At 34.9% G+C, this 23,677-nt stretch carries 30 protein-coding genes and 14 tRNA genes; 20 read left to right on the top strand and 24 right to left on the bottom strand.

Going from position 1 to position 23,677, the window contains the following annotated elements; all coding sequences use genetic code 11:
- Nucleotide 1 precedes the first annotated feature (1 nt).
- Together WAF17_RS16405 and WAF17_RS16400 are read right to left on the bottom strand one after the other, a co-directional pair.
- Nucleotides 2-484 carry a hypothetical protein gene (locus WAF17_RS16405; protein WP_338761855.1) on the bottom strand — a complete coding sequence of 161 codons (483 nt, stop codon included), beginning with the start codon at nucleotides 482-484 and terminating at the stop codon, nucleotides 2-4.
- A 4-nt stretch (nucleotides 485-488) separates the two neighbouring features.
- The gene (locus tag WAF17_RS16400; protein ID WP_338761853.1) at nucleotides 489-794 is read right to left on the bottom strand and encodes a hypothetical protein; all 306 of its coding nucleotides are present in this window, start codon (nucleotides 792-794) and stop codon (nucleotides 489-491) included.
- Between the two features lie 151 nt (nucleotides 795-945).
- Here WAF17_RS16400 and WAF17_RS16395 point away from each other — a divergent pair, with 151 nt between their 5' ends.
- A complete protein-coding gene (locus WAF17_RS16395; protein WP_338761851.1) occupies nucleotides 946-1,362 on the top strand; it encodes a hypothetical protein in 417 nt (138 codons plus the stop codon).
- A 183-nt stretch (nucleotides 1,363-1,545) separates the two neighbouring features.
- Here the strand turns inward: WAF17_RS16395 and WAF17_RS16390 are convergent, their stop codons facing one another.
- From WAF17_RS16390 to WAF17_RS16310, 17 genes are all read right to left on the bottom strand, one after another.
- On the bottom strand, nucleotides 1,546-1,743 hold the full coding sequence (locus tag WAF17_RS16390; protein ID WP_338761849.1) for a hypothetical protein: 198 nt from the start codon (nucleotides 1,741-1,743) through the stop codon (nucleotides 1,546-1,548).
- A 6-nt stretch (nucleotides 1,744-1,749) separates the two neighbouring features.
- Nucleotides 1,750-1,968 (bottom strand): hypothetical protein, encoded by a 219-nt coding sequence (locus tag WAF17_RS16385; protein ID WP_338761846.1) that lies wholly within the window; start codon nucleotides 1,966-1,968, stop codon nucleotides 1,750-1,752.
- A gap of 146 nt (nucleotides 1,969-2,114) precedes the next feature.
- Nucleotides 2,115-4,574, bottom strand: coding sequence for a phage tail tape measure protein (locus WAF17_RS16380; protein ID WP_338761844.1), 2,460 nt, complete (start codon nucleotides 4,572-4,574; stop codon nucleotides 2,115-2,117).
- A gap of 341 nt (nucleotides 4,575-4,915) precedes the next feature.
- Complete coding sequence (locus WAF17_RS16375) at nucleotides 4,916-5,668, bottom strand: hypothetical protein (RefSeq protein WP_338761842.1); 753 nt, start codon at nucleotides 5,666-5,668, stop codon at nucleotides 4,916-4,918.
- Between the two features lie 36 nt (nucleotides 5,669-5,704).
- Nucleotides 5,705-6,154 carry a phage tail protein gene (locus tag WAF17_RS16370; RefSeq protein ID WP_338761840.1) on the bottom strand — a complete coding sequence of 150 codons (450 nt, stop codon included), beginning with the start codon at nucleotides 6,152-6,154 and terminating at the stop codon, nucleotides 5,705-5,707.
- A gap of 61 nt (nucleotides 6,155-6,215) precedes the next feature.
- Entirely contained in the window at nucleotides 6,216-7,700 is a 1,485-nt protein-coding gene (locus WAF17_RS16365) for a hypothetical protein (protein ID WP_338761834.1), read from the bottom strand.
- Nucleotides 7,701-7,759: 59 nt separating this feature from the next.
- A complete protein-coding gene (locus WAF17_RS16360; RefSeq protein WP_338761831.1) occupies nucleotides 7,760-8,383 on the bottom strand; it encodes a hypothetical protein in 624 nt (207 codons plus the stop codon).
- A gap of 15 nt (nucleotides 8,384-8,398) precedes the next feature.
- On the bottom strand, nucleotides 8,399-8,935 hold the full coding sequence (locus WAF17_RS16355) for a hypothetical protein (protein ID WP_338761828.1): 537 nt from the start codon (nucleotides 8,933-8,935) through the stop codon (nucleotides 8,399-8,401).
- Nucleotides 8,936-8,941: 6 nt separating this feature from the next.
- Nucleotides 8,942-9,397 carry a hypothetical protein gene (locus WAF17_RS16350; RefSeq protein WP_338761825.1) on the bottom strand — a complete coding sequence of 152 codons (456 nt, stop codon included), beginning with the start codon at nucleotides 9,395-9,397 and terminating at the stop codon, nucleotides 8,942-8,944.
- Between the two features lie 12 nt (nucleotides 9,398-9,409).
- Nucleotides 9,410-9,904: a hypothetical protein gene (locus tag WAF17_RS16345; protein WP_338761822.1), complete on the bottom strand. Its 495-nt coding sequence runs from the start codon at nucleotides 9,902-9,904 to the stop codon at nucleotides 9,410-9,412.
- An 11-nt stretch (nucleotides 9,905-9,915) separates the two neighbouring features.
- Complete coding sequence (locus WAF17_RS16340; RefSeq protein WP_338761819.1) at nucleotides 9,916-10,188, bottom strand: hypothetical protein; 273 nt, start codon at nucleotides 10,186-10,188, stop codon at nucleotides 9,916-9,918.
- 54 nt (nucleotides 10,189-10,242) lie between these two features.
- Complete coding sequence (locus WAF17_RS16335) at nucleotides 10,243-11,547, bottom strand: hypothetical protein (RefSeq protein ID WP_338761817.1); 1,305 nt, start codon at nucleotides 11,545-11,547, stop codon at nucleotides 10,243-10,245.
- Between the two features lie 57 nt (nucleotides 11,548-11,604).
- On the bottom strand, nucleotides 11,605-12,042 hold the full coding sequence (locus WAF17_RS16330) for a hypothetical protein (protein ID WP_338761815.1): 438 nt from the start codon (nucleotides 12,040-12,042) through the stop codon (nucleotides 11,605-11,607).
- A gap of 1 nt (nucleotide 12,043) precedes the next feature.
- Complete coding sequence (locus WAF17_RS16325) at nucleotides 12,044-13,432, bottom strand: hypothetical protein (RefSeq protein ID WP_338761813.1); 1,389 nt, start codon at nucleotides 13,430-13,432, stop codon at nucleotides 12,044-12,046.
- Between the two features lie 40 nt (nucleotides 13,433-13,472).
- Nucleotides 13,473-13,913 carry a hypothetical protein gene (locus tag WAF17_RS16320; protein ID WP_338761811.1) on the bottom strand — a complete coding sequence of 147 codons (441 nt, stop codon included), beginning with the start codon at nucleotides 13,911-13,913 and terminating at the stop codon, nucleotides 13,473-13,475.
- Nucleotides 13,914-13,918: 5 nt separating this feature from the next.
- On the bottom strand, nucleotides 13,919-16,276 hold the full coding sequence (locus tag WAF17_RS16315; RefSeq protein WP_338761808.1) for a hypothetical protein: 2,358 nt from the start codon (nucleotides 16,274-16,276) through the stop codon (nucleotides 13,919-13,921).
- Between the two features lie 41 nt (nucleotides 16,277-16,317).
- Nucleotides 16,318-16,680 (bottom strand): hypothetical protein, encoded by a 363-nt coding sequence (locus WAF17_RS16310; protein ID WP_338761806.1) that lies wholly within the window; start codon nucleotides 16,678-16,680, stop codon nucleotides 16,318-16,320.
- A gap of 165 nt (nucleotides 16,681-16,845) precedes the next feature.
- On the opposite strand from WAF17_RS16310, the gene WAF17_RS16305 reads away from it, so the two are divergent.
- The 17 genes from WAF17_RS16305 (at nucleotide 16,846) to WAF17_RS16225 (ending at nucleotide 19,653) form a co-directional block, all read left to right on the top strand.
- Nucleotides 16,846-17,256, top strand: coding sequence for a hypothetical protein (locus WAF17_RS16305; protein WP_338761804.1), 411 nt, complete (start codon nucleotides 16,846-16,848; stop codon nucleotides 17,254-17,256).
- A 7-nt stretch (nucleotides 17,257-17,263) separates the two neighbouring features.
- The gene (locus WAF17_RS16300; protein WP_338761802.1) at nucleotides 17,264-18,139 is read left to right on the top strand and encodes an N-acetylmuramoyl-L-alanine amidase; all 876 of its coding nucleotides are present in this window, start codon (nucleotides 17,264-17,266) and stop codon (nucleotides 18,137-18,139) included.
- 4 nt (nucleotides 18,140-18,143) lie between these two features.
- Entirely contained in the window at nucleotides 18,144-18,371 is a 228-nt protein-coding gene (locus tag WAF17_RS16295) for a hypothetical protein (RefSeq protein WP_338761800.1), read from the top strand.
- Nucleotides 18,372-18,414: 43 nt separating this feature from the next.
- A tRNA-Met gene (locus WAF17_RS16290) sits at nucleotides 18,415-18,488 on the top strand.
- Between the two features lie 8 nt (nucleotides 18,489-18,496).
- Nucleotides 18,497-18,570 (top strand) — tRNA-Ile (locus WAF17_RS16285).
- An 11-nt stretch (nucleotides 18,571-18,581) separates the two neighbouring features.
- A tRNA-Glu gene (locus WAF17_RS16280) sits at nucleotides 18,582-18,653 on the top strand.
- Between the two features lie 12 nt (nucleotides 18,654-18,665).
- A tRNA-Tyr gene (locus tag WAF17_RS16275) sits at nucleotides 18,666-18,749 on the top strand.
- A gap of 16 nt (nucleotides 18,750-18,765) precedes the next feature.
- Nucleotides 18,766-18,838, top strand: a tRNA-Gln gene (locus tag WAF17_RS16270).
- 44 nt (nucleotides 18,839-18,882) lie between these two features.
- Nucleotides 18,883-18,954, top strand: a tRNA-Asn gene (locus tag WAF17_RS16265).
- Nucleotides 18,955-18,960: 6 nt separating this feature from the next.
- Nucleotides 18,961-19,033, top strand: a tRNA-Phe gene (locus tag WAF17_RS16260).
- A gap of 10 nt (nucleotides 19,034-19,043) precedes the next feature.
- Nucleotides 19,044-19,125 (top strand) — tRNA-Met (locus WAF17_RS16255).
- A gap of 13 nt (nucleotides 19,126-19,138) precedes the next feature.
- A tRNA-Gly gene (locus tag WAF17_RS16250) sits at nucleotides 19,139-19,210 on the top strand.
- Nucleotides 19,211-19,215: 5 nt separating this feature from the next.
- Nucleotides 19,216-19,287, top strand: a tRNA-Pro gene (locus tag WAF17_RS16245).
- 10 nt (nucleotides 19,288-19,297) lie between these two features.
- Nucleotides 19,298-19,386, top strand: a tRNA-Ser gene (locus WAF17_RS16240).
- An 8-nt stretch (nucleotides 19,387-19,394) separates the two neighbouring features.
- A tRNA-Ser gene (locus tag WAF17_RS16235) sits at nucleotides 19,395-19,481 on the top strand.
- 7 nt (nucleotides 19,482-19,488) lie between these two features.
- Nucleotides 19,489-19,562 (top strand) — tRNA-Leu (locus tag WAF17_RS16230).
- A 5-nt stretch (nucleotides 19,563-19,567) separates the two neighbouring features.
- Nucleotides 19,568-19,653 (top strand) — tRNA-Leu (locus tag WAF17_RS16225).
- Between the two features lie 101 nt (nucleotides 19,654-19,754).
- Here WAF17_RS16225 and WAF17_RS16220 read toward each other — a convergent pair.
- The 3 genes from WAF17_RS16220 to WAF17_RS16210 all read right to left on the bottom strand — a co-directional run bounded on the left by WAF17_RS16220 (nucleotide 19,755) and on the right by WAF17_RS16210 (nucleotide 20,617).
- The gene (locus WAF17_RS16220; protein WP_338761798.1) at nucleotides 19,755-20,000 is read right to left on the bottom strand and encodes a hypothetical protein; all 246 of its coding nucleotides are present in this window, start codon (nucleotides 19,998-20,000) and stop codon (nucleotides 19,755-19,757) included.
- A 4-nt stretch (nucleotides 20,001-20,004) separates the two neighbouring features.
- Nucleotides 20,005-20,232 carry a hypothetical protein gene (locus WAF17_RS16215; RefSeq protein WP_338761795.1) on the bottom strand — a complete coding sequence of 76 codons (228 nt, stop codon included), beginning with the start codon at nucleotides 20,230-20,232 and terminating at the stop codon, nucleotides 20,005-20,007.
- A gap of 85 nt (nucleotides 20,233-20,317) precedes the next feature.
- On the bottom strand, nucleotides 20,318-20,617 hold the full coding sequence (locus WAF17_RS16210) for a hypothetical protein (RefSeq protein WP_338761792.1): 300 nt from the start codon (nucleotides 20,615-20,617) through the stop codon (nucleotides 20,318-20,320).
- A gap of 195 nt (nucleotides 20,618-20,812) precedes the next feature.
- Between WAF17_RS16210 and WAF17_RS16205 the strand changes: the two genes are divergently transcribed.
- Nucleotides 20,813-21,727, top strand: coding sequence for an amidoligase family protein (locus WAF17_RS16205; RefSeq protein ID WP_338761789.1), 915 nt, complete (start codon nucleotides 20,813-20,815; stop codon nucleotides 21,725-21,727).
- Nucleotides 21,728-21,737: 10 nt separating this feature from the next.
- Nucleotides 21,738-21,983, top strand: coding sequence for a hypothetical protein (locus tag WAF17_RS16200; protein ID WP_338761786.1), 246 nt, complete (start codon nucleotides 21,738-21,740; stop codon nucleotides 21,981-21,983).
- On the opposite strand, the gene WAF17_RS16195 is transcribed toward WAF17_RS16200, so the two are convergent.
- Together WAF17_RS16195 and WAF17_RS16190 are read right to left on the bottom strand one after the other, a co-directional pair.
- Nucleotides 21,964-23,229 carry a terminase family protein gene (locus tag WAF17_RS16195; RefSeq protein ID WP_338761783.1) on the bottom strand — a complete coding sequence of 422 codons (1,266 nt, stop codon included), beginning with the start codon at nucleotides 23,227-23,229 and terminating at the stop codon, nucleotides 21,964-21,966. The two genes, WAF17_RS16200 and WAF17_RS16195, sit on opposite strands and share 20 nt — an antisense overlap.
- Nucleotides 23,147-23,671: a hypothetical protein gene (locus WAF17_RS16190; RefSeq protein ID WP_338761780.1), complete on the bottom strand. Its 525-nt coding sequence runs from the start codon at nucleotides 23,669-23,671 to the stop codon at nucleotides 23,147-23,149. Before WAF17_RS16190 ends, WAF17_RS16195 begins: the two co-directional genes overlap by 83 nt.
- Nucleotides 23,672-23,677: the final 6 nt, after the last annotated feature.

Raw genomic sequence — 23,677 nt, 5'->3', positions numbered from 1 at the left:
CTCAAAATTGTCTTATGTCGTTTATACTTCTATTCCTGTCCATATCTAAGGCAAAAGAAATAGTTACTTCTGCTCTTCTACTTCTCCAACCGTTCTTGTTGTCAAAATCTGTAAACTTAGAATCTACGCTTTTTACAATATAAGTTTTGTTGGCGAAGAGATTACCAAAAATCACTTTTACTCTTCGTGTTGGCGCATTATAAGAGTCATTTGCCATTAAACTCTCTAGCCAATTAATATCTCTCAATACTGTATCTTCTCCACTTCCATCATAGACAAATTGGCAAGACATAGAAAAATTATCACTACCACCTGTATAATGGTGCAATGGATTATTGCGCCCTGGAACATCAATCGCTGCATAGTTTCCTGTGCGCTGCTTTGATATTTCCTTTGGAACTTCTTGTAATTCAAGTCTTCCAAAAGGTTCTGCTAATTCTAAGATGTAGATTGAGCCGTCTATTGCCGATAATTGGTGCTGCATTTGTTTATTTCTTTTCCAGTTTCTTTATTGTTTCGTCTATTCCTCCAATTTCAATGATTTGCAGGATAACAGCTTTGAATTTTTCCCAACCTCCTATGTGTTGTATAAATGCAATTAAGCCTACTATCTTATCAGCAATTTCTAGTATTCTTTTTACTTTCTTACCTGCAAAAAACTTGAACCATTTTACAGTCTTACTTTTAAGTATTTTTTCTAAATCTTCATACCAAACATAAGCATCATGCTCTTCAATCACTTCTACTTCATCCAGTTGAACTTGTAATCTCGCTTTCTCTATTTTCGCCAACATATTACTATAATTTCAAATTATAAAACTTTTTTTTACCAAATTTACAAAATAATCAGCTTTTTATTGAAAAATCAATAAATAAGTGGTCTATAATTTTTATATTTGGTTTTAGAAAAGAAGAATTTTTAATATAAACCCAGTTTCAACCAGTATGAAAAATTACAAATTTTTGCTATTCGCTTTTATGTTGCTGATTTTTGCAACTCCTTTGTTCTCCTTCGACTTTGAAGATGATTTTCCAGATAAGGAAACTTCTCAAAAAGTTATTCTCAATGTTGCTCAAGAGAAAGAAAAAACACGACTTCAAGATGAAGGCACAGTAGATATTTTTGACCTTTCAAAATGTGATTTTTACTCTCCCAATATGGCAGGTTTTAGTAGAAATGATGCAAGAATAGTTTATAATGACGCTGTAGATTTGCACAGTCGGTATCATCTAGCAAACCCTACAAAAGCAATTACCGTAACGGATTTATCAAGGAACTATAATCCCTTTCGGTTTTTATCTAAATCAAATCGGATATTCATCGCTTCAAACTTGCAATCAGATAGCAATGACAAAGCGTAGGAATACTACTCAATTTTTAAAAAGACTAGATGGACTTTAAATCCACCTATCTTTTTTGAAGTTAGATAATAACAGAAAAGGAATAAGGCTTTTAGTTTAATCCAAGATTACTTAAGCCAAATATATAAACAAACAAAACGCATTTACTGGAGAAGGTAAATGCGTTTTTTTATGCTTTTGATTTTACTTATTAAGTTTATCCAACAAATCTTCATACTCATACAAATTCTCAAGAATTTGTTTTTTGCCATTAGCTTGTGGATGATTATCAATCGTAAGTTTAGAGTATAAGGTGGCTATTTCTCTATTTTTTTCAGCTGCTAGTTGTAGAGCTAATTTGATAAGTTTATGTTCTCTCTCTGTAACTTCTAAAGTCTGCATAGTTTTTTAGTAGATAAAAGTTTTGAATAATCCGTATTGGGTTTGCTTTAAAAAATCTTTGCTAGTCGGGCATTTTGGTAATTCATATTCACTTGCAGCTTCTCTATACTTTTCATTCATTTCTTCAGTTCTGACAAGTAAAAAATGTGCTCGGTTTGGATTGGAAATTATGATTTCAAAAATTTCTTCTTTTTTCATTTTATTAGCCTCTAATTGCTGTAACATAAGTTTTGATTTAATAAGTTCGTTTTAAATTTACACTACTGTACACGATACATCGTGCGAATGGTTACTGTTTTGGCGAAGAAAGAATGATTTATTTTTAGGTCTAACTTAGGTCTATTTTACGTCTAAAACACGTCTAAGTAGGTCTAACTTCTAGCATCGTCTAGTTCCGTGCGTTCAGTTATATTCTTATGTATTTTTTCTCCATCCAATTCAACACTTACATTTACAATAGGTGCTTTTTGAGCTGCCACACTAGAAACAGACTGTCCTGATTGAACAGCTTCCTGCATAATCTGCGTTGCTTGTCTTTGAGTTTGTTCTTTTTGCACAGAAGCATTATTAATATTATCTACCTTCTTTTTGAATGAAGTATTCGCCTGTTTTGGCGAAGTTGTATTATCAGAAACTCCACTTCCTGCCAATCCAGTTTGATTGATAGCAGCTTGTTTTGCTTTTCCTTCTCCAGTATCTCCACCAATTCCAAAATAAGAAGCAACAGCCTCGCCCCCTGGTAATGCCTTTAAAGAATTGACTAAAAAACTTGTAATAGAAGACCAACTTGCTTTTATTCCTTCTAATAAGTTTGTTGTAATTGCCATTCCTATTTTACCAAAGAGTTGAGGAAGGGAAATAAAGCCTCCTTTAAACTGCTCTATATATCCATTTATTTGAGAAAATGTATTGGTAACAAAGTTATAGAATATGATAAATCCTTCTAAAGCAAAAGTTACATAGTTAGCCACAAGCTCTAATGCCGTAGCGATGGCACGGATTGGAAAAATAACCACTTCGAAAGCTATTTTGCCCAAATTAGAAAATGTACTTACATCTCCTCCTAACTTATCAATAGAAAACCCTGCCTTGGCTAACAAATCAATAATAGGACTGAACGCTTCGCCAACTCTTCCAAAGGCTTCCCAAACAGAACCAAATACATTTTTAAGATTTTGAAAGCGTTCGGCAGCTCCTCCAAAGAATGCTTTTATACGAACAATCCAAGTACCGATATTTAATGCAAATTCTCCCAAACCAACAGACTGTAAAGCCTCGTATAATTCCCCACTTAAAGTAAATCCTTCATTGGTTGCTGATTTCCAAATGGCTATTACTGCGTGAATAGCTCCTCCAATTTTCTGCATAAGACCTAAGAAACCATTTGCAGGAGCTGTATTACCTTTCAATACATTTGTAAAACTTTGATATGCTTTTACCATTCCATAAATTGCTCCAGCTACGGCAGCACCTACTGCAATATATGGCAATAGAGGAATCAAGGTGGATACAAAAGCTCCTTTCAACATTACCAAAACAGGTTGGATTGCCATCATTGCAAATTTTACAGTATGAAAAGCCGATACAAAACCTCCGAGTGCTACTAGACCCACTCCAATACTAGCAGCTAATTTTATAACGAACTGTCCAAATCCTGTATCTGAAAACGCAGCAAGAGATTGTACAACAGATGTAACTCTTTCGGCAAAAGATTTTAAAATAGGCAAGAAGTTACTACCTATTTTTATCATAAATGTTTCAAGATTAGATTTTAGAATAGTTACTGCTCCATTGAAGTTATTTAGCTTTTCCTCAGCTACTTTTGCAGCACTAAAAGTAGCCATTTGAGCTTTCATTTTTTCAATTCCTTGTGCGCCTTCTTTTGCTAACGCTAAGGCAGCACGAACACCATCAGAGCCAAATAAACGACGAAATATCTCAGAACTTTGCTCTTCGGTTTTGCCTTTAACAGCATCTTGTAGTTGTTGTGCTATTTGGTCTATTCCTTTTATTTTACCATCTTTAAAGAATTGATTTTGACCATTTATAGTAAGCTTTAATTTTTCAAATTCTGCTTGAGCTGCTTTGGTTTGTGGTTGTAAACTAGCAAGCATTGTTTTGAATGAAGTACCTGCGTCACCCCCAACAAGAAAATTATTTGCCATTACAGATAACGCTGAAATAGTATCATTAAACCCCAAACCTGCTGCTGAAGCTATACCACCTGACTGTGTTAGTGCTTGACCTAATTGAGAAACACTTGTGGCCGCTGAATTTGCACCACCAACTAAAGTGTCTGCTACAACAGTAACATCTAAAGTTTCTTTACTGAAAGCATTTATAGCTCCTCCAGCTAATATAGCTGCATCTGCAACTCTTATATTTCCTGCTGTAGCTAAGTTTAATGCGCTTGTGAGTCCTCCTGTCATTATTAAATCTGCTTTTACTCCTGCCTTTGCTAGTTCTTCATAACCTTGAGCAGCCTCTAAGGCAGAAAACTTTGTTTCTTGCCCAGCTTTCATAATAACCTCTTTTATAGATTCCATTTGTTCTGCTGACGAAGCTGTAGCTGCTTTTACGCTAGACATTTGAGCTTCAAATTTAGAGGCTGTATTTACAGCAATAGCAAAGGGAGTTAATATAGCAGCCCCAGCTCCCATCATTTTAAAACCTGTACCGATTCCTTTCAATGAAGATTCCATTTTTGCAGCCGTTTCAGAAGACACATAGTCCAATTGCTTAAACTTTTGTGTCATTTTACTTGCTGCATTTGAAACTTCATCTTTTAATGTAAAGACTAAACCTATTCCCAAAACCGAAGCTGCATTCATCTATCTCTTCTTTTTTTATCGTATCAAATTATTTTCTCAATTCTCTTTTATGTTCCCGACATCTGTGTCGGGAACATCCTTTCTTATTCTATCAAAATCACATAGCCGTCACATAAAAAAATCCTTATCTAAGCCTACAAACGAACATTTTATCAAATTTATCGCTGTAAAATCACATAAGGATTTAGTTTAACTTTTTGAATCTGCTAACTCTTTCATTTTTTGCTTCTCTAATAAATCTATAAAGCGAGTTATTCTTTTTACCTCTAAATTATAAAACTCTGTTAGGGTTATTGGTGGTCCTCCATAACTTAGTGCAAACCACGCTTCATCTAATTCCTCTACAGAGCAGGGAACAAAAAACCTATTGAATTTACAATATCGACAGTCTGTTTTGGTAGAAAAGCAAGGTCTTCAATTGGATGCGAAAACTCATGTGAAGTATTTATTTTTCCTTCTTTTAGATTGACTTGTTTTTGAAGGAAAGACAAGTCTCTTGCGATGAGTTTTTTTAAATTACACTTCATAGGTCTTTCAACTTCTTTACCAGACGAATCTTTGTCCTTTACAATCAAAACTGGTTTTCTCCATTCCAAAAGTGTATTCAAATGCACATCTTGTAAGTCCACTGTTCCTCCCAACTTATCTAAGTCGCCTTGTGTAAGAAGATTCAAACGTACTTTTTGCTTAGAAACAGGTAGCTCAACTTCGTATTGATAATCTAGTTCATCATAAGAAGCTACCAGTTTTTCAGGAGCTTTTTTATCAAAGAAATCTTCTGTAAGTTCAATGACATGTTCGTGCTTAAACTTATTTTTCTGTGCGTTTTCCCATTCCAAAGTAAAGCTAATTTCTGGGTCATAACAATCTATACGAAGTTGAATCATCAAATCCGTTACATCGTTTACAGGCATCTTCTGAATATCTTCTAACTTAATATTCGTTTTGTCATCTATCTTTTTTACAAGAGCAAGGAGCATTTTTGTTTTGTTATTCTTTGTGCCTTGCTTAGAGAAAATTTCTAAATGATTCCCTGTAATAAATTCACTTTCTACCTCAACACCTGACTGGAGTTTATATATTTTTGTATTCATTTTTTATATTGTTCTTTTGAAATATTCTGAAATAAATTAAACTCCTAATACTGTCAAACGGCTGATTGACCATTCTATAGTTTCGTAGAAAAGGTCGCCAGAAGTACGCACCAAATTATCAGGCGAAATTTTAACTGGGAATATTTCTCCTAAGTCATAGGTTTTGACAGGTGTTTTTCCGTCGGCAGCCAACTGCACCAAAACAGCAAAACGAGCGTACGCTTGGCGTGGTAGTTTCAATACTTGATCGTGCCATTCATCGATATAAGAGTCTGGCAAACCAAAAGGAACAAGTTTTTTTGTTGTCATTCTACCTAGCGTCTTTTTGGTAGGAATTTCCTTTTCATACTCATTTACTGCGCCTTGTATTTTTGCTGTTTCAACTTCTCGCTCTGGAAGCTGAACTTCTTGAAACAGAAGCTCATCTATTCCACTAATCTCAAGCCTAAATTTGGCTGCTGTTAAAAAATTTCCATTTGCTTCCATCTGTGTATTTATTTTAAAATTATCTTATCAAATTAAAATCTTAAAAAGTATAGTGCCTGTATTAAAGCACAGCAGAACTTGCGCCTACACCTTGTGTATTGACAGTTTCAATTCCGATTTGCTCCAATGCTCCAATAGGAGTTACATAATTTTCTATTTTGTAATTTCCTAGCTGCACTTGGTTTTTATCATTCAAAATCAAATCATCTAATGTATCAGCTTCTTGGTCTCCTACCCATCTAAATTCTGTGATTGCTCTACGCTCTACCAAGTCATTCAGAGTTTCTAACGCCTCTCTATACATCTCTCTAAAGGTCTGTATGTCAGCAGGCTTGTTTATATATTTGTTACCAAGTCTCTCTGTCCAACGAAGATTGTAAATTGTCAAATCTCCAATATTTCTTTTACTTGCCAATTGAGACCTATCTCTCCACAAAGAATTATTACCATTCAATTTGACTCCAAAGCCAGAAACACGAGAAACGAAATTAATTCCTGCGTCATAGAGTTGATCCAGTTCTGAATCAGAGAACTTACGAGCGTTGAGTACATCCCCATCTAGCTGACCATATTCAGCAGCCGAAGCACTAAGCCATTGACCGATAACATCTTTCTTTGCGATGGCAGCCATTATATCAGCCATCGGATGCAAATCTATAATTTGTGTTGGGTCCTGAATGCTACGCACCTCAATCTGCCCTATCCAGTATTCGGCAAACATTGAATTGATAGACTGATGAGAAAAAGAATCTGTACCTTCTCGTTGAGCGATGGCATCAGCAGCCGACACATGCAAAGGCAATGGTAGATGCACTGATAGTTTTTTTGCTTCTCCAAGTGCAACAAAAGCAGCATCTATTTCAAAATTTGCATAGAAAAGATTTACTAAATGAAACACCTCTCCAAAATCAAAGTCTTGATAGGCTGCATTCAAGGCTGCTATAATATCAGCAGGCAGCAAGGCACTAGCATCTTTTGCTCCTGAACCCAAAACACCTGTAAGAGAATTGGTAAGGGTAAGTGTAGCAGAAATGGAAAGCGAAACATTAATTAGCTTTTTGTTTAAACTGATAAGTTCCATAGCATCAAGCAAAATAGGAACATCAAAAACAGTTTCTGAAAACTCACTTCCCTTTGAAACTATCAAATCTACAACGCCAGTTTTACGGCTTCGTGGAGAAATTGTCCGAATGGCAACTCCATTATATCCTTCTCCTACTTCGTTGGCTGTAACGGTCAGAGTTTCTGCTCCAACTGTAATGACTGCCGTTGCTTTTGTTCCGACAGTTGCTTCAGAAGCAAACTTATGTAGTGGATTGATGATAAGAATTGCCCCTTTTCGCAAGGCTCTTACAGCTTCTTCTCCTGTTTGATGTATTACTTTTCCAAAATGTTGTATAAATTCTCTTTCTGTACGAATTTCTTTTGGTTGATTAGCAACGCCTCTTTCTGTTACTACTTGTACAGCAAATTTTGCTACACCCAAACTAAAAGCTGTTTGCGAATCTTCTCTAAAACTTACGGTAGTTCTTGGTCTTCCTGCCATTATTCTATCAATTTTTAAGTTATCAATTCAATTTTTTATCAATTTCTTTACTTACTTTCTCACTCGTTTATCGTATCAATATCTATATCCTTCAATACACATATATTTGTGTCTTCTATTGTGTCTTGGTAGATAAAAACGTTTTGAACGCTATACCTAAAAATCTTCTCAAAATAATCTCCATCTGAATTGTCTTTGAAATCTACTTGCCTATAATGAAAGTAATTTTCGGTCTTTGAAAAGTCTGGATTTATTCCATTTTTGCAGCCCATTGCACCGAAAGTGGATAAAATCAAATCCATTAATTTCCTATCTTCTATCGTATCATCCGTAACATATCCTATTTGATAAGTTACATTGTAGGTCATTGATGGACGCACTCGCTTTTCATACGTTGTTTCCGATGTCTTTTTGTAATACTTTGTATTATACGCTCCTATATCAGCAGGAGAAATATCAATTCTATCAATAACAACTTTATTTACATCAACTCTCCCTCGTGCCTTTATCGAACCTACACCAAAAATCTCAATCACTTTCTGACTACTAGCCATTGATTGCATCTGTGTTTTATAATTACTCTCTGAAAGCGTAGCAATATCTGGCAAATAACCATTTTCTACTAATCGCCTTCGCAAGTAATCATAAAAAGCTCGGTCTAATTGTGCTAGTTCGAAGTACATTTTTATTTTTTCAATTTATTTTATTCCTCTAAGCAAAGCTCCCTTCATTTCTTTTGGAATCTCTGATGAAGTCAAAATATAAGTCCTTACTTGATTTTTTACAGGCATCCATACAGGACGAGCTGGTATATTTTTCTTCGTAGAGCCATATTCATGAACGGCAGCTATTTTTGCTACACTTTCTCCATTATCATACTTTGCATTTTTCGGCACACCTGCATACGCTACTAAAGAGTTACTGACATTAGATGTAATAGAATTGATGTAAGTAGAACTAGCAATCAATATTTTTTCAGATTTATTCTTGTAGCGTCTATCTCTCTTACCATCTTTTCTTATTCTTCCCCAAGAACCTCCTAATTTCCTTTTGAGATAAGCAGGGCTTAGTCTTTTCCACTCACTAGGTTGCGACTTTATCCTATCCACGGCAAGCTGTTCAGCCTTAGAAGCTACTTTAGCTAGAATATTTTTTTCAGCTTTAATGAGGTTTTGACTTAAGTTTTCAAAAACCTTATTTGCCTTTCCAATATCTCCAAATCTACGAACTGGCATAACTCATCACTTTTTAGGTCGGATATTATCTCTATAACTTATCTTTACATACGTTTTCTCATCTCCAAAATCAGCAACTTGTGTCACGGCTGTAACTTCATAACGTTCTCCTCTTAGGGTAATAGAATCAGCTTCGGCTTCCATCAGAAGTTCTCTATTGCTATCTACTAAATTGTTTTCCTCTAATTGAGCAAAATTGATAAGAACATAATGCTCTGACATATCCGTTCTGCCCATTTGAGAAAACTTGGCTTGTGCATCTTGCTTTGAATCTGAATCTACAATCAATCCCTTTAAAGGAATATCTGTAAAATTATCATCATCATTACTTTCCATAAATGGGTCGTAAATCTGACCTGCAAGATGATAAACAATATCATTTTTCAAAAAGGTATCTGGTAAGTCTTCTTGAGTAGCTTTGTTGAACTCTGCAAAATCTTTTACACTTAATAAATTCGCCATAATTTCAAATGCTTATTTCCATTGATTAATTCGAAAAGCAAAAGGTAAATCGCTATTACACATGTTACAAATCACTAAGTTAATACCCAGTAGAGCAGCCGTATCACAAATCTCATCTTTTAGAGAAGCAAGTAATGTTTTGGTGTCCAACTGGATAGAAGAACCATCACTTGCCTTACTAATATGAAATTCAGCTTCTACCACATCAGCTTTAGCCTTTTTCAAAGTTTTGGCAGATGCCTCTTCCGAAGTTTCGGTATCTCCAGCCAGTGTAGTAAAAGCCTTTCTCAAAACGCCCAAGTATGCCACATATACGCCAATCAAAATTATCTCCTGTTGGCTATAAGTGGTTTCAATTTCTACAACTACATCTTCCTTTTTTAAAGGCTTTTGCAGAGTATATTGAACTTCCATTATGATTTTATCCAAACGAGCATCAACTGTCACATCTGAATAATTCAGAAACGGCAATCTGTTTTGGATAATGTCTTTTATGGTTAGTGGCATAGTTTAGTTTTCTACTTTTTTGTTGTCCTTGTTTTGGGAGAGGGTTTACCCTGAGTTATCTTTTTACTCTCCTCTTTTGAAGAATCAGTTTTTGATTCTCCATCTTGCTTATCAAACTCTTCTTTGCTAGATTTTAGTAGAGCTTTATTAGCAATTCCTTTTTGGATTTCAGCCGTATCTTGTACTTCAAAAATTTCTCTTCCTACTAACATTTTTTGTTTTTTGTTCGTTGGGTCCCAAAACTGATTTGAGTGAGGTGCTATTTTTACAAATATCGTTTCCATAATGAATAATTATTTGGGTATTTAAAAAAAGAAAATAGCACAGACTAAACCTAATTAGTCTGTGTAAAATTCTGCAACAAAAGTATCTACATCCATATAATCTGGGAAACCGTCTGTTGCAAAATCGACAGTTTTATCCAAAATAACTCTGCCATTACGGCGAGAAATTCCAAAACCAAGACTCATAGATACAACACCTATAACAGTTTGATTTACAATGTTTTTTTGTTGCTCAATCATTACACCTGACTCTTCTAGTTTTACCATGGCACGATTAGGGTCAAGAAGTAAAGCCTGATTTTCCGAAGGCATTGTAAAAATCTCACGAGTAAAATTTTGAGGAACACCTAAAGGAGGTAAACGGAATTGCTTTGTTTCTCCACTATATCCAGCAAATTCAGGAAGTTCGTCAATTTCCATTCCTGTATCCAGTCCAGTAATCATACGACTTGAATTGTATGTAAGACGTGTCATTTGAGCAATTACTTTTTTAATGTCTTTTGCCTTGTACTCTCCAGTTGTGCCTACTCCAATGACAGGAGCAGATTCTGAACCGTCAGTCAAATCTCCACTAACTAAGACTTTCATTGCCATTGCATCTGCCTTCATTGCCATTTGCTCACCAACATAAGAAAGAGCGTCAGCTAAATTGATAAGCGTAGTGCCTCTCAAAACTTCGTAAGTCATTTTGATTCCACCAGTCAGTTTTTGAGTTTTTGGCTTTTTTTGCTTTATCTCAACAGTCGCTAGTTTTGCATCTGCACCTTCGGCTGTAATAGCAGCAGGGCTTCCACCCATTACGATATAAGGGAATGTTGCGCTGTCTTGACCATTGGTATTTTGTGTACGCATAATCCAGTTCAAGTGCATACCAGAGTTGGCATAACCTAAATAGATAGCATCCAAAATTACTTGTGGTAGCAAAAATGTAAACTCTGGAGAATAATCTCCACGTTGTACAGAGTAGGCTGTATGTGAACTCTGAGTAGCCATCATCTCAAATACTTCAGCAGGATTTAAGCTAAACCCAGCATTCCCTGTAAGTTTACGAGCCATTCCTTCCAAAGTATCTTTTTCAGGATTTACACCAAAGAGTTGTAAAAACTCAAAAGTAGACTCTGCTCCATAGAATATTTTGAAAGCATCATCTGTTGAAAGGTTAATAGGGGCGTGTTTTGTATCACCCTGCGTATAACCACTTCGTATTTTATAAACAAATTCAGCAAATTCAGCAAAACTTTTTCTTGCTGATTCAGCAGCTTGGTTGGCAGATTCTTTTGAAAGAGTTGCTTTATTTTCTCTCTTTTGAGCAAAGAACTGTTGGGTAGCTTCACACCCAATATATTTTTTCTTATCCATATCCAATTATAATTATTTTTATTCTATACTATTTTATAACTATCAAAATTGCTTTACCTAAACAGCCGTTGAGATTCTAGGTGTATATAAAATACCTAAACGAGTATTTGCAGAATCTGTATTATCTAAAATGATGGCTGCATAATGATTTCCACTTGTCGCTGCTTCATAAATAGGCGTACCATTTAGCAAACTTCCTGTTGGTTTCACTCCTATTCCGTTTGCACCTAAAGAGGTAGTACCATCTGAGCTTGAAACAAATGTTTCACAAAGGAAAATAGTACGAACCCCAACCTTTCCATTTTTAGGTAGAGAGTCTACTACTCCGATGAAGTTATCAGATGTGTCTGTATTACGAGCTTCTATTAAACCTGCCGTGGTAATCACTACCTCTTGCCCTCTTACCAAAGGCGAGTTGTCTGCACAATCTAAAGTCATCACGCAACCTTGTTCAGGATAGGCTGCTTTATTTCTTGGTTGAATATCTCCTGTCATCTTATTTTATAGTTTGGTTGAAATTAAAATTATCTAATGCTTCATCTAAATTTGAAGTTTTCCCTTTACGCTCATCTGGCAAATCTGTATGTTCAGAATTGCGAATTACAAACTTTTGAGAGCCACACTCACTACATTTTGGTTGCCCATAAGCTGTCATAGACTTGCCTCCAAAATCTACAATCAAATCATCAAGCGTTTCGAAGTCAGCTTTATCGATGATATTTTCTATGCTACTTGGCAGTTCTTTACCTTGCTTGGTATAGACCTCTTTGGCATAACTTCTTTGTTTCTCTAAGATTTTTTTTGATAAGGTTGCAAACTCTTCGTTGTCTTTGGCTTTTTTATTAGCAAAATCAAGTTGAGTTTTTAGCTTTGCTACTTCCTCTTTTTGCTCTTCTACTTCTACTTGTAGCCTTGTAATGGTAGAGGTTTTTTCTTTGAGTTGCTGCTCAAGAGATACTTGTTTTTGTTCCTTTTTCTCTATAATGCTTTTGAATTTCTCTTCTTCTTCACTCATTATTTTACCCAAACCTTCTCCAAATGTATCATCAAGGGGATTAAGTGGGTTTTGTGATTCGTCTTTTGCTGACTTTTCTTCTGTGTTTGAAAAATTTTGTTTACCTGCTGAAGGATTCCCTCCAAAAGTCATCTTAGCAAAACGACCAATTCCTTTTGGCATTTCTTTTTTGAGCTCAGTTTTGAATTCTTTAGAACTAAGATTGCTGTCTTTTAATGATTGCAAACGACTGTCATCCAATACTCTGTTTTCTTTCAAGTATTTGAAAATAACCTCATCATTTTCTTCTTCTAACCTAACTGCACAAGGGTCTGCGCCTTCCCAAACTAGAGATTGCTCAAAGACCTCTTCTATATTGGTAATTTTGAAATGAACATACTCTCCATTGATTGTCTTTCCTACTTGCCTCCAAAAATCCCAATCGTCCTCAAATTCATGGGAAGGTTCGAACTCAAAAGAAATACCTGCACTTGTGTAGCGTATTCCAGCAGGGTCAGATTGTAGTAACTCTACTTCTTTACTAAATTCTGTACGGTTAATTTTAAAATAACCATTAACACCTGAGGGGATGCGAACGCCATCTTGAATAGTGCCGTCATCGAACCAAACTTGAGAAATTGTTCCGACAAGTTCTTTTGTAGCTAATCTATGGTCTAAGCGAAGGACATTTTCGTTCCATTTATGAGCAGCTTCTTGTAAGACTTCTTTTGGACAGTAAGAACAATTCCATCCATCTGCTCCAATAATAGAGTCAGCAGAGAAAAGTCTAAACCCAAAATAAGCGTAGTTACTATCAAAATTTTCTACAGCAGGAAGTCCTTTGTTAATGACTTGTACTGCAAAGGGGCGTTTTGTTTTATTCTTATCCATTTATACTATCCGTTTATTTTGTAATAATTTATCTCACTTCTTATCTTTTCTCACTATGTGTTTTTATTTCCTTCAAATCTTCTTTCACTTCTTTTAGTATCCCAGAGAAATTTTCCATAGAAGTATTCAAGTGTGTAATAGAAATTTCAAACTTCTGAGCTATCTCTATAAAGCGTTGAGAGTTTCTAGATAATTCATTTCTCAAATTTGAAATGTCTTTTTCATTTTGCTTTATACGAGCTTCAAACTTTATTCTTTCTTCTCGCTCAGAATTAATTTTGTCCAATAAATCCTGTCTATCATTTCTTGCCTTTTCTTCTATTTTGGTAATTTTAGCATTAGTTTTGTCTATCTCATCATTGAGCGTATCGACTTTTTCAGAAGACTTCATAATGCGATAAATCCAAATACCAATACCTGTGTTGGCAAAAAACATAATAGCAATGATGACACCTCCTACAATTTTCAATTCTGCTTCCATATCTTCTAATTTACAACTGCTACAATTCTCCCCCTACATTTTGGATGTGCTGCCTGTGCGCCTATTCCTTGCGCTTGTCTTTCGGCTGCACTCATATTTCTAAAAGAATCAATATCTATTGTCGTTACAAATGGAGAAATATTTACTATATCTTCTGGATTAGAAGAAACAAAGATTTCTGCTTTTCTAATTTCCATCGCTACCTCATATATATCTCCGTCTATTGCTTGACAGTGTACACAAGTCAATCTATCTCCAATTTCTACTCTTCTGAACTGCTTTATTTCAGCTTGATTTAGATACTTGATGTGTGCAAAATTCCTTGCATTTGTCATCGTTGTATCTACAATCCTACGAATTTGAAACAACTCTATTTCTAGTTGAGATTGCATCAATTCTGCAAACTCTCTAAGCGTTTGGCTATTTCCAATTTCGCCATCATTTGCCACATAAAAGTCTAATAGCATTTGAGTAATCCTGCGTTTAGCAGCTTCATCTGTAATGAATTTACCCAAGTAAAAACCATCACTTTCTGCCAAATACTCAATCAAACGAGTGTCTAAAAAATCCTCCACCATCTCTGGAGGAGAGACAAAACTAGCATTTATAGCCTTTGCATTTTGAGTTTCTTTTTCTTCCTCTTTTGGAAAAATAGATTTGTCTTTACGATACTTTCTATACACCTTTTGTGTATAATTTTCAATGTCTTTCTGGATATTCTCTGTAAAGAGCGTTTCCCAGTTTTGCTCTACAACTAAAAAGAAAATAGTTACTAAATCATTCTCATTAGTAAGTTCAATTTCTTCTAAATTTCCTTTTACTAACTTGATTAATTTCTTACTTGCTGACTTGTATTTTCTCTCCAAAACTGTATAATAATTATCTGCATTTTTAGTCAGATAATCATCTTTATAGTCTGTCGCTTCAAAATCGGCTTCCCTTGATAGAGATACCTCTGTTTCCTTATCAGGGTTTGTATTATTATCGGGTCCTACTTCTACTTTTGGAGTAGGTGTTTGATTTTCTTTTTTGATACCAGATGCTTTTTCATGTCCTAACTCTTGAGCTGCTGCATCTGAATCAATATACCCAGCATCCTCTTTTGCCTTAGCATTCTGTATTCTTACTGCCTCGGTCTGAGCTTCTTTCAAGGCATCTCCAATGAGTGGCTTTTCAAAAACAACATTTACCCAATCCAATTTGGTAAAACCTTGTAGCCTCAAGTGAAGTAGAAACGCTTGACTTAAAACAGAAGCAACTGTCTTTTGGATGCTATCAATATTGCCAATCAGAACTTGCAAAAGAACTCTAGCGAATGTTTCAGAAGTGTTCGTATTATCGTTCATAAAAACACCATCAGTATTCAGTCCGTTGTGCAATAGTTTATTGATGATTTCAAAGGCTTTTTCTGCACCTGTAAAGTTTATGTTAGTAGCATTCATCTTGAAAGAAGCTGCTCCTTCATAGGCTACTGCAAATCCATTTGCTAGACCTTTATTGATTTCATCAGTATATTCAATCAGATGTTTTTTACATCTCTCATAAAAAGCATCATTGTTTTCTCCTTTTTTTTGTTCTGGTATGCTAACAAGCACTTCCAAAAAACCCATCATTCCCAATTTTTGAATGATAATTTTGAAATTATCTAACATCTCCTTTTGAGTTGTTATATCTTCAATTGCTGCCAACAAAGCAGGTACTGGATAAGGATTTTCCTCCAACTGGTTTATACATTCATAAAAGAAAGTTTCTTTTCGAAGTATAATTTCTGACTTACCAATCACATTGACATTTACTTGCTTGGCTATGTACTCATCCGACTTTGGATTGTAGTTGAAGCGAATATTAGACAAATCCAAAATAGCCAAACGCTTCACAGCAGAAGGAAAAGGATTAGCAACTAAAATAGCATCAGTAGCAATTCCACCAGAATAAGTAACTGTACGTATCGCATTTCTTGTAAAAGAATGTATGTTAGCATCTTTTTCAAAAGTGCGAATCGTCTCCATAATATTTTTTCTATCCCTTTTGGATAGATTGTCAGGTAGTTCGATTTGATAAGTAGTTTGAGCAAGAGCAACACTATTATTTACGGCTCTACCTACATTCCTATCATAGACAGAAAGATTTCTCAAAATTGGAATCCACTCCAAAGGAAACTCTGGGTAAATTTCTCTTTCTTTATCTCCTCCTGCAAACGAACCTTTAGTAGAAACAGAAGAGCTACGAGAACCTCCACTAATTGGAAATTTATAAACAACCTTACTGCTACTTTTCTCCTTTTGGGCTTCGTGTTTATACTCGTCCTTGCCCTTCTTTGGCTTTTTTTTCCAAAAAAGTAGTTTATCTAATCCTGGCAGCATCTTCTGTTTTTACTTATAAAATTATCTTTTGCTTTTTTTAATTACGCTACTTTCTTCTGTCTCAATTTATGCACAGACTGACCAAGTGTTGTTAATGCGTCAAGAGCATTCAAGCCATTTTCAACAACTTCTTCTACTCCATCATTCAAGAGGTCTAAATCTTGCGCTACAAAATCGTTGAGTTCTTTGCGTTTAGCAGGATTTACTAAAAGCTTTCTTTGTTCAATTGCTTTCGGTAAACCTGTTAGTTTAGGAGATTTTATTAGCAATCCTGTTCCTTCTTTCACAAACTCATCTGCCTCTGCTTTTCCATCTTCATAGATTCTATCTATAGCTTCGCCTGTGTCACACAAGAAAGAAACTACATCTTTCAACTCTTCTATACTTTCATTTTGCTCTACCATTTTTCTAAAAAATTAAGTGATTGATTATAAAATCTTTAACAATTATAACGTTTGATTGTAAAAATGATAAAATTATTTGATTTTTTTGCAAAATTCATAAAAAAACAGCTTTATTTTTTTACTTTTATCAAAAAAAGAACTGATTTACTATCAATTTTTCAAAAAATGACTACTGATAATGAAAATGTGGAGAGAGAAATAAGAAGGTCTGAACGATTTGCTAATATGCTATCACTTCAATTTTCCTTCTCGGATATTTTAGATGTATTGAAAGATTTATTTCTAATTGTAGAGATAGATACAGGTAAAATTTTAGTGGTAAATAAGGCTTGGCAAGACAAGTTAGGTTTAGATTATATAATGATGACAGGCGAGTGCTTCATCAATTATATCTCTGAGCGAAGCAAGGAAGAAACATGGAAACTATTTACTGGAGAAAAAAAAGGAGCTGTTTCAGATTCTAAATTTAGAAACTATTATAAAAATGCAAAAAATGAGGATGTATTATTAGAATGGAATAGTGTAGCAAATACAGATGGTAAAATTGTAATTGGAATTGCTAGAATAATAAAATAAAAAAAATATGATTTGGGGAAGTGTAAAATTAATCCTGTTTTGGTTAGGGATTTTGAAAAAGAAAGAAAAAATAGATGAAGAGATAGGAGAAGATAGTGATGATATAATTATCAATATACCTGTTGCCATTGATGACTTTAAAGAAGAAGAAAAAGAGCCGATTGAGGTTTTGATTGAGGAATCTGAAAAGGAGCAGGAGGGAAAAGAAAAGCCGAATCCAAACAAAAATAATCTTATCGTTTTCAGAAATGGACACGGCTTGAATACTTCTGGTAAAGAAGCTCCTGACAAAACAAAAGAATACACTTTGAATAAATGGATTACTGAAAAGACAATTCCGATGTTAGAAAGGCTAGGTTATGAGTGTGTCATTGCCAACCCTTATGATTATGAAGACCCAAATCCAATAAAAGCTCTAAACATAGTAATTGGTCATATTAATAGAATTACACTCAAGGCTAGAGAGCAAGGCAAAAAAGTAATTTGTATAGACCTTCATTGTAATGCTCATCAGCCAAACTTCCCAAAACTAGAGTTTACTCCTGCCAGTGGAACTGTTAGTTTTTTTTGGAAAAGGACTATAAAGGATGAGAATGGAAATAAAATTTTACAATACAGCAAAGAAGGAGAAAAACTAGCCATTGACATACACGAGCAAATGATAAAGCTAACAGGCTTACCAGACCGAGCTTGGAGTTTTAATAGAGGAAAAGCTGTTGGGTGGAATTACATGGTGCTTAGAAAAACTATTTGCCCTGCCGTAACGGTTGAATGCGCTTTTATGACAAATAGTAGTGATTTAGAATATTTAAAAAGTCAAGAAGGACAGACTACTATTGCTAAGGCAATTACGAGGGGAGTTGATAATTATTTTAATAACTGATTTTATGAATGACATCGCAAAATGTGCAGGAGTAGCTTGTGAAATAAAAGACTCTTGTAAAAGGTTTACAACTTCTATTTCAGAAAACGAAGGCTATCAAGATATTGATAGTAAGTATTGGACTGTTCCTAATAATAAAGTTTCTGTCGTAGAGAAAAGGGAAGATTGTCATTTGTTTTATCCAAACCCTCCTACTATGCCTAATTTTTCAAGTAGAATAGAGAAGCATTGAAAGGAACTTTAAACAGGCAAACAGGGTTTATCAAAACAAATAATGCAGCGTGGTAGCAGTTGGTAGCTCGGAAGGCTCATAACCTTCAGGTCATCGGTTCGAGTCCGATCACTGCATCTATAAATTAGGCTATAACTCAGTTGGTCAGAGTATCTGTCTGATGCACAGAATGTCATAGGTTCGAACCCTATTAGCCTAACTCTTAAACCTGCTCCATTAGTGTAGGGGTTATCACATCTCTCTTTCTAAGAGATAACAGCAGTTCGATTCTGCTATGGAGTACAATTATAATATGGAAACTTTGTAGATATGGGAATCTGCGCCAGACTGTAAATCTGGAGTCTTGCGACTTTATAGGTTCGAATCCTATAGTTTCCACAATAAAAATAAATATTGCCTTGTGGTGTAATGGGTAACACGTCTGACTTTGGTTCAGAAGAGTTTAGGTTCGAACCCTAACGAGGTAACAAAAGCATACACATGAGTTTGATTCTTACAGAGTGTGTAAAATGAGAGTGTAGCTCAGTGGTAGAGCAATCGGCTGTTAACCGATAGGTCGTAGGTTCGACACCTTCCATTCTCGCAAATTGGAAAAGTAACTCAGATGGTAGAGTGTCAGATTGAAGCTCTGTTGGTCATTGGTTCGAATCCAATCTTTTCCACAAATTATAATGCGAGTTCGAGAAGTGGTTTCTCACCAGTCTCATAAGCTGGGGTCATGCGACATACGTTGGTTCGAATCCAACACTCGCATCTATTTCAAAAAAGCGAAATTAGCTCAAAGGCAGAGCATCAGTTTTCCAAACTGAGGGTTGAGATTTCGAAATTCTCATTTCGCTCATATATAGCAGGATAACGGTGGTAGTTTACTTCATTTGGAATGAAGAGGTCGCAAGTTCGAATCTTGCCTGTTATACAAATAAAAAAGAGAGTTGGCAGAGTCTGGCTGATTGCGCTTGTCTTGAAAACAAGATACCGTTTGTTCGGTACAAGGGTTCGAATCCCTTACTCTCTTCAAAATACAGATAGTTGGCAGAGTGGTTTATTGCGATGGGTTGCTAACTCATTTATCATTAACTTGATACACAGGTTCGAATCCTGTACTATCTGCAAAAATAGCGATATGACGGAACTGGCATACGTACTAGATTTAGGCTCTAGGTTTTGAGAGTTCGAATCTCTCTATCGCTACAACTGCTGATTTGGTGAAACTGGAAGACACGATAGGTTTAAGCCCTGTTTTGCAGAAATGTGAGTGTGGGTTCGAATCCCTCAATCAGCACAATAGAAGTCTTTACGCTACCAACCTTAGATAAGCATACCCAAAGGCTCATCGCTAAAACACTTTTCTTAAATTAGCTTTTGGAAGGTGTTTTTTTGTATCTAAATCCCAAGAGATTTTTCTATCTTCTTCAATTTTAGAAAAGTAAAGTCTATCAAATCCGTGATAGGGATGTACATTTCTTTATCTCTATTTTCGTATTTGCTATATTCTCCGATTCTATATTTTACAAATATATTTTCATTTGCTTGTTGGGTTTCATAAACGTATATTTTATTAGTAACTGGGACAGTTCTGTCATACTCTTGGAGGTACTCTTCTATTATATTTGATGAGAATATGTTCATGATGTTATTTTGTTCTTTTTAGTTTATGAAAGAGAAATTGATGTGCTAAATGAAAATCCTTGCCTCCATCTATGCTTACAAAGCCGTCTTCGTATATAGCATCTGTAAATACTTGAGTTTTTAGGCAATCATTTTTATGAAAATCTGTAACTTTTACAGCAACCTTTATAGTACAATTTGTCTTAGGAAGTTTAGATGTATAAGATTGAAGCTTGATTATTTGAGGTTTCATTTCTATTTATTATTTAGTTCGTGTTAAATTTACACTACTGTACACGATAACGTGTCGGTATGGTTACGATAGTCTCGTTCTTTCTTTAATTATATATTTGGAAATAGCTATCTGAAGCAAACTCTATTTCTTGACTTGCAGCTTTAAATATTTCGCTTTTTCTAAATTCAGATTCCTTCCAAAAATATTCATTTTCTAGTATCTGATATTTTTTTGACTTACTCATCAAAAATATTACTACATCTGTTAGTGTTATTGTTTTTTCATGTTCTTCAAATTGCTTTCTCAATTTCGCTTCTAGCTGTTCAGAAGTTCCTTTATGTTTTACCAAAATAGCTTCGTGTTGTAAGTCTTCGTGTATGTATGTTATGATTGTCGTAGTCATTATTTATAAAATTATGGTTAGTGTTTAATTTACACTACTGTACACGATGATTATAAATATAGGTTACAATAAAATAGATATATTTTAATTTATTTTTAATTTATATCTATTATTCATTTTATTGTTTATTTCGTAACCATTCACTAAACGTGTCGTGTACAGTATGTAATTAAACTACTTATAAAAATCATACTCATGACACAGCAAATATTAGCTTCTCAAACCACTAAAACGAACAAAATAAAACAACTTTTAGAGTTGGGATTTACAAGAAAAAAAGTAGCCGAATTAATGGGAGTTGGCTATGGTTTTGTTCAAAATGTATATGCGAAAACTTACCCTAATAAAATTAACAGTCGCAATGGAAATAAATTTAAACCTACTATTTTCAATAGGCAATTTGGAGTAGAAATAGAAGCCTATAACGTAACCAAAACAAGATTACAAAACGAACTTGTTAGGCTAGGTATTGATGTAAAAATAGAGCGTTACAATCATACAACAAAAAGGCATTGGAAGATAATAACAGATTCTAGCATACGAGGAGCAAATGGATTTGAAATTGTCAGTCCAATTTTGAAAGGTAAAAATGGATTAGAAGAACTTGAGAAAGTATGTAAAGCTCTAAAGAATTGTAATGCTTATATCAATAAATCTTGTGGGACGCATATACATTTTGATGCAAGTAAATTCAAACTAAAACAGTTTAAAAACTTAGTTTTGAATTATGCAGATTTAGAAAGTGTAATCGATACTTTTTTACCAAATAGCAGAAGGGCAAGTAACAACTCATATTGCAGTTCTATTATCAGACATAAAATAGATGTAGAGAACGCATCTACAATCAGAGAACTGACAGATGCCATTCCTTATAGAAAAAGTAAATTAAACACAAAGTCTTACGTAAAATATAAGACGGTAGAATTTAGACATCACTCTGGAACAGTAGAATTTGAAAAAATCAGTAATTGGATTTTATTTTTACATAATTTAGTGGAATATTCAAAAGACAAACGTATAGAAAGGGTAAATTTTGAAACCCTCAAAACATTTAATCAAGCTAAAGTTTATACCTACTTAAATAATCGCAAAGAAGAACTTGCAGCATAAAATTAGAACTATGAAAACATACAAAACACAGGATGAGCAGGTTATCAAATCCTTATCAAACTTGGAAATTGTAGAACAACTCAAAAATGAAGGAAGGTTTACAAGACAAGAAAGCATAGAAAAATATATGAAAGGATTTGCAGAACGTCTCAAAGAATATGAAGGAATAGAAATTCGTTTTGATTCAGTAGATAATTTCGTTGAGGATTTAATTAAAAATAATTATCTAATAGAAATTAACGCCCCCCATAAATAGGCATTGCTCTTGACACAGGTTGCCTACCAAGCTCTTCATATTTTCTGTAAGCAAGAGCTAAGGCGCAAACCGTATCATCGTGTTCTCCAGCAGGTGCAGAATAACGAGTAGAGGTTCTTGTATGTTCGTACTGAAAGCTATCTAACTCATACCTAAGAATGCCATCAGGAAAAGTTATAATTTGCTGCTGAATACCTACAGCCAAGCCCTCCATAAGTTGCTGTTTGCTCCGACTTGAGAAGTGGAAGCCTTCAGCTAAGTCAAAGACATCTTGAAGTTGCTCCACGATAGGGTCACCAACTCCTGTGCTATCTATTAGCATATCTATATTTTCAAGACCTTGCAATTTCCTAAGTGTCGTTTTCCACGGAGCTTGCCATCTTTCGAAGTAAGCAAGGTGTCCATCTTCATCCAATCCAATCACTACAGTATAATCTACCGACTTAGCAAGGTCAATTCCATAGCATACAGGAGGTTTTTTAGAAATAGAAGGCACAATACAAGAAGCAATGTGACCAAGCCCAAAGGGATTACCACCATCATCTGGAGCTTCTACTAAATACAAGGCTTTGAAGTCCTTTTCTGATATATCTTGCTTGGCTTGTTCTACTTCCTCTAAAGCAAGAATACCAGCCTCAACGGCATCATAGGCTGTAACTTTGAAGTATTCGTATTCAGGACATTCTAAATCTTTATCTTTATTTTCTTCGGTATAGATTTTTGCTTTAGTTATCAGTTTTCCGTGCCAAGACTTGAGTCCAACGCAGTTTCCTATAAACTTAATCTTTCCTTTAGTCTTAGTTACGACCGAACGGATAGCAAGCCAAGCCGCTTCTTTGGCTCTAGTAAATTCATCAAAGACAATCGCTTGCACATCATCGCCATATAAAGAATCTGGGTTATCAGCAGATTTAAACCAAATGTGTACGCCATTAGGTAAGGTAAGTTTGAGCTTAGAAATATTGACCTTAAAAAAATTAGGCAAAGAAATCTGTGATTTCATTCTGCTAAAAGCAATCTCAGCTTGAGAAAAAACAGGTGCAACCCACCAAAAATTATCTCCTTTTTTTCCTTGCAAGGCTTGTTCGAAGAGCCAAATTATATGGGAGGCAGTTTTTCCTGCTTTGGTAGATGCTTCTGTTACGGTATAACGAGCAGGACTATCAAGAATCGCCTTCTGATAATTCGTTATCGGAGGACGGTAATAATTGAATTGTACGTTCTTTGATTTGCTCCTGCTGCTCACTATCTCCTAAGTTTAGCGTAAAATTATAACTTTCAGTATGCTCACTTTCTATTTTTATCGTTTCTTTATACATTCCTTCTAATCTAGCTACATCTTGCAAAATGGTTAAGGCTGTTGAATACCTATCCTTTGCTTTTAAGTCTTTATCTTCTAAAACATCTTTATACATTTTCATTCTTGCTGCAATATGTACAGCTCTGCGCTCTTCAATTTTTGCTTGTACAGACTTTTCGAACCACTCTAACGCCCAATTTATATACGTGTAAGGTTGACGTGAGCTTAAATTCCACATCGTTTGGATTTGATAAATAATATCTTGGGTATTATGTCCATCCATCATCCACTCACAAACTTGGCGAATACGAGTTATCTTTTGGACTTTATCTAATCTCCTTTTTTCTTGATTCTGTCGCTTTTGTTCTTCGGTCTTTTTCTTAGCCATCGTTTA

The sequence above is a fragment of the Bernardetia sp. ABR2-2B genome, assembly GCF_037126435.1.
In the GTDB taxonomy this organism is placed as follows: domain Bacteria; phylum Bacteroidota; class Bacteroidia; order Cytophagales; family Bernardetiaceae; genus Bernardetia.
The sequence above is the reverse complement of the archived record's forward strand: the minus strand, read 5'-3'. Positions and strand labels throughout refer to the sequence as shown.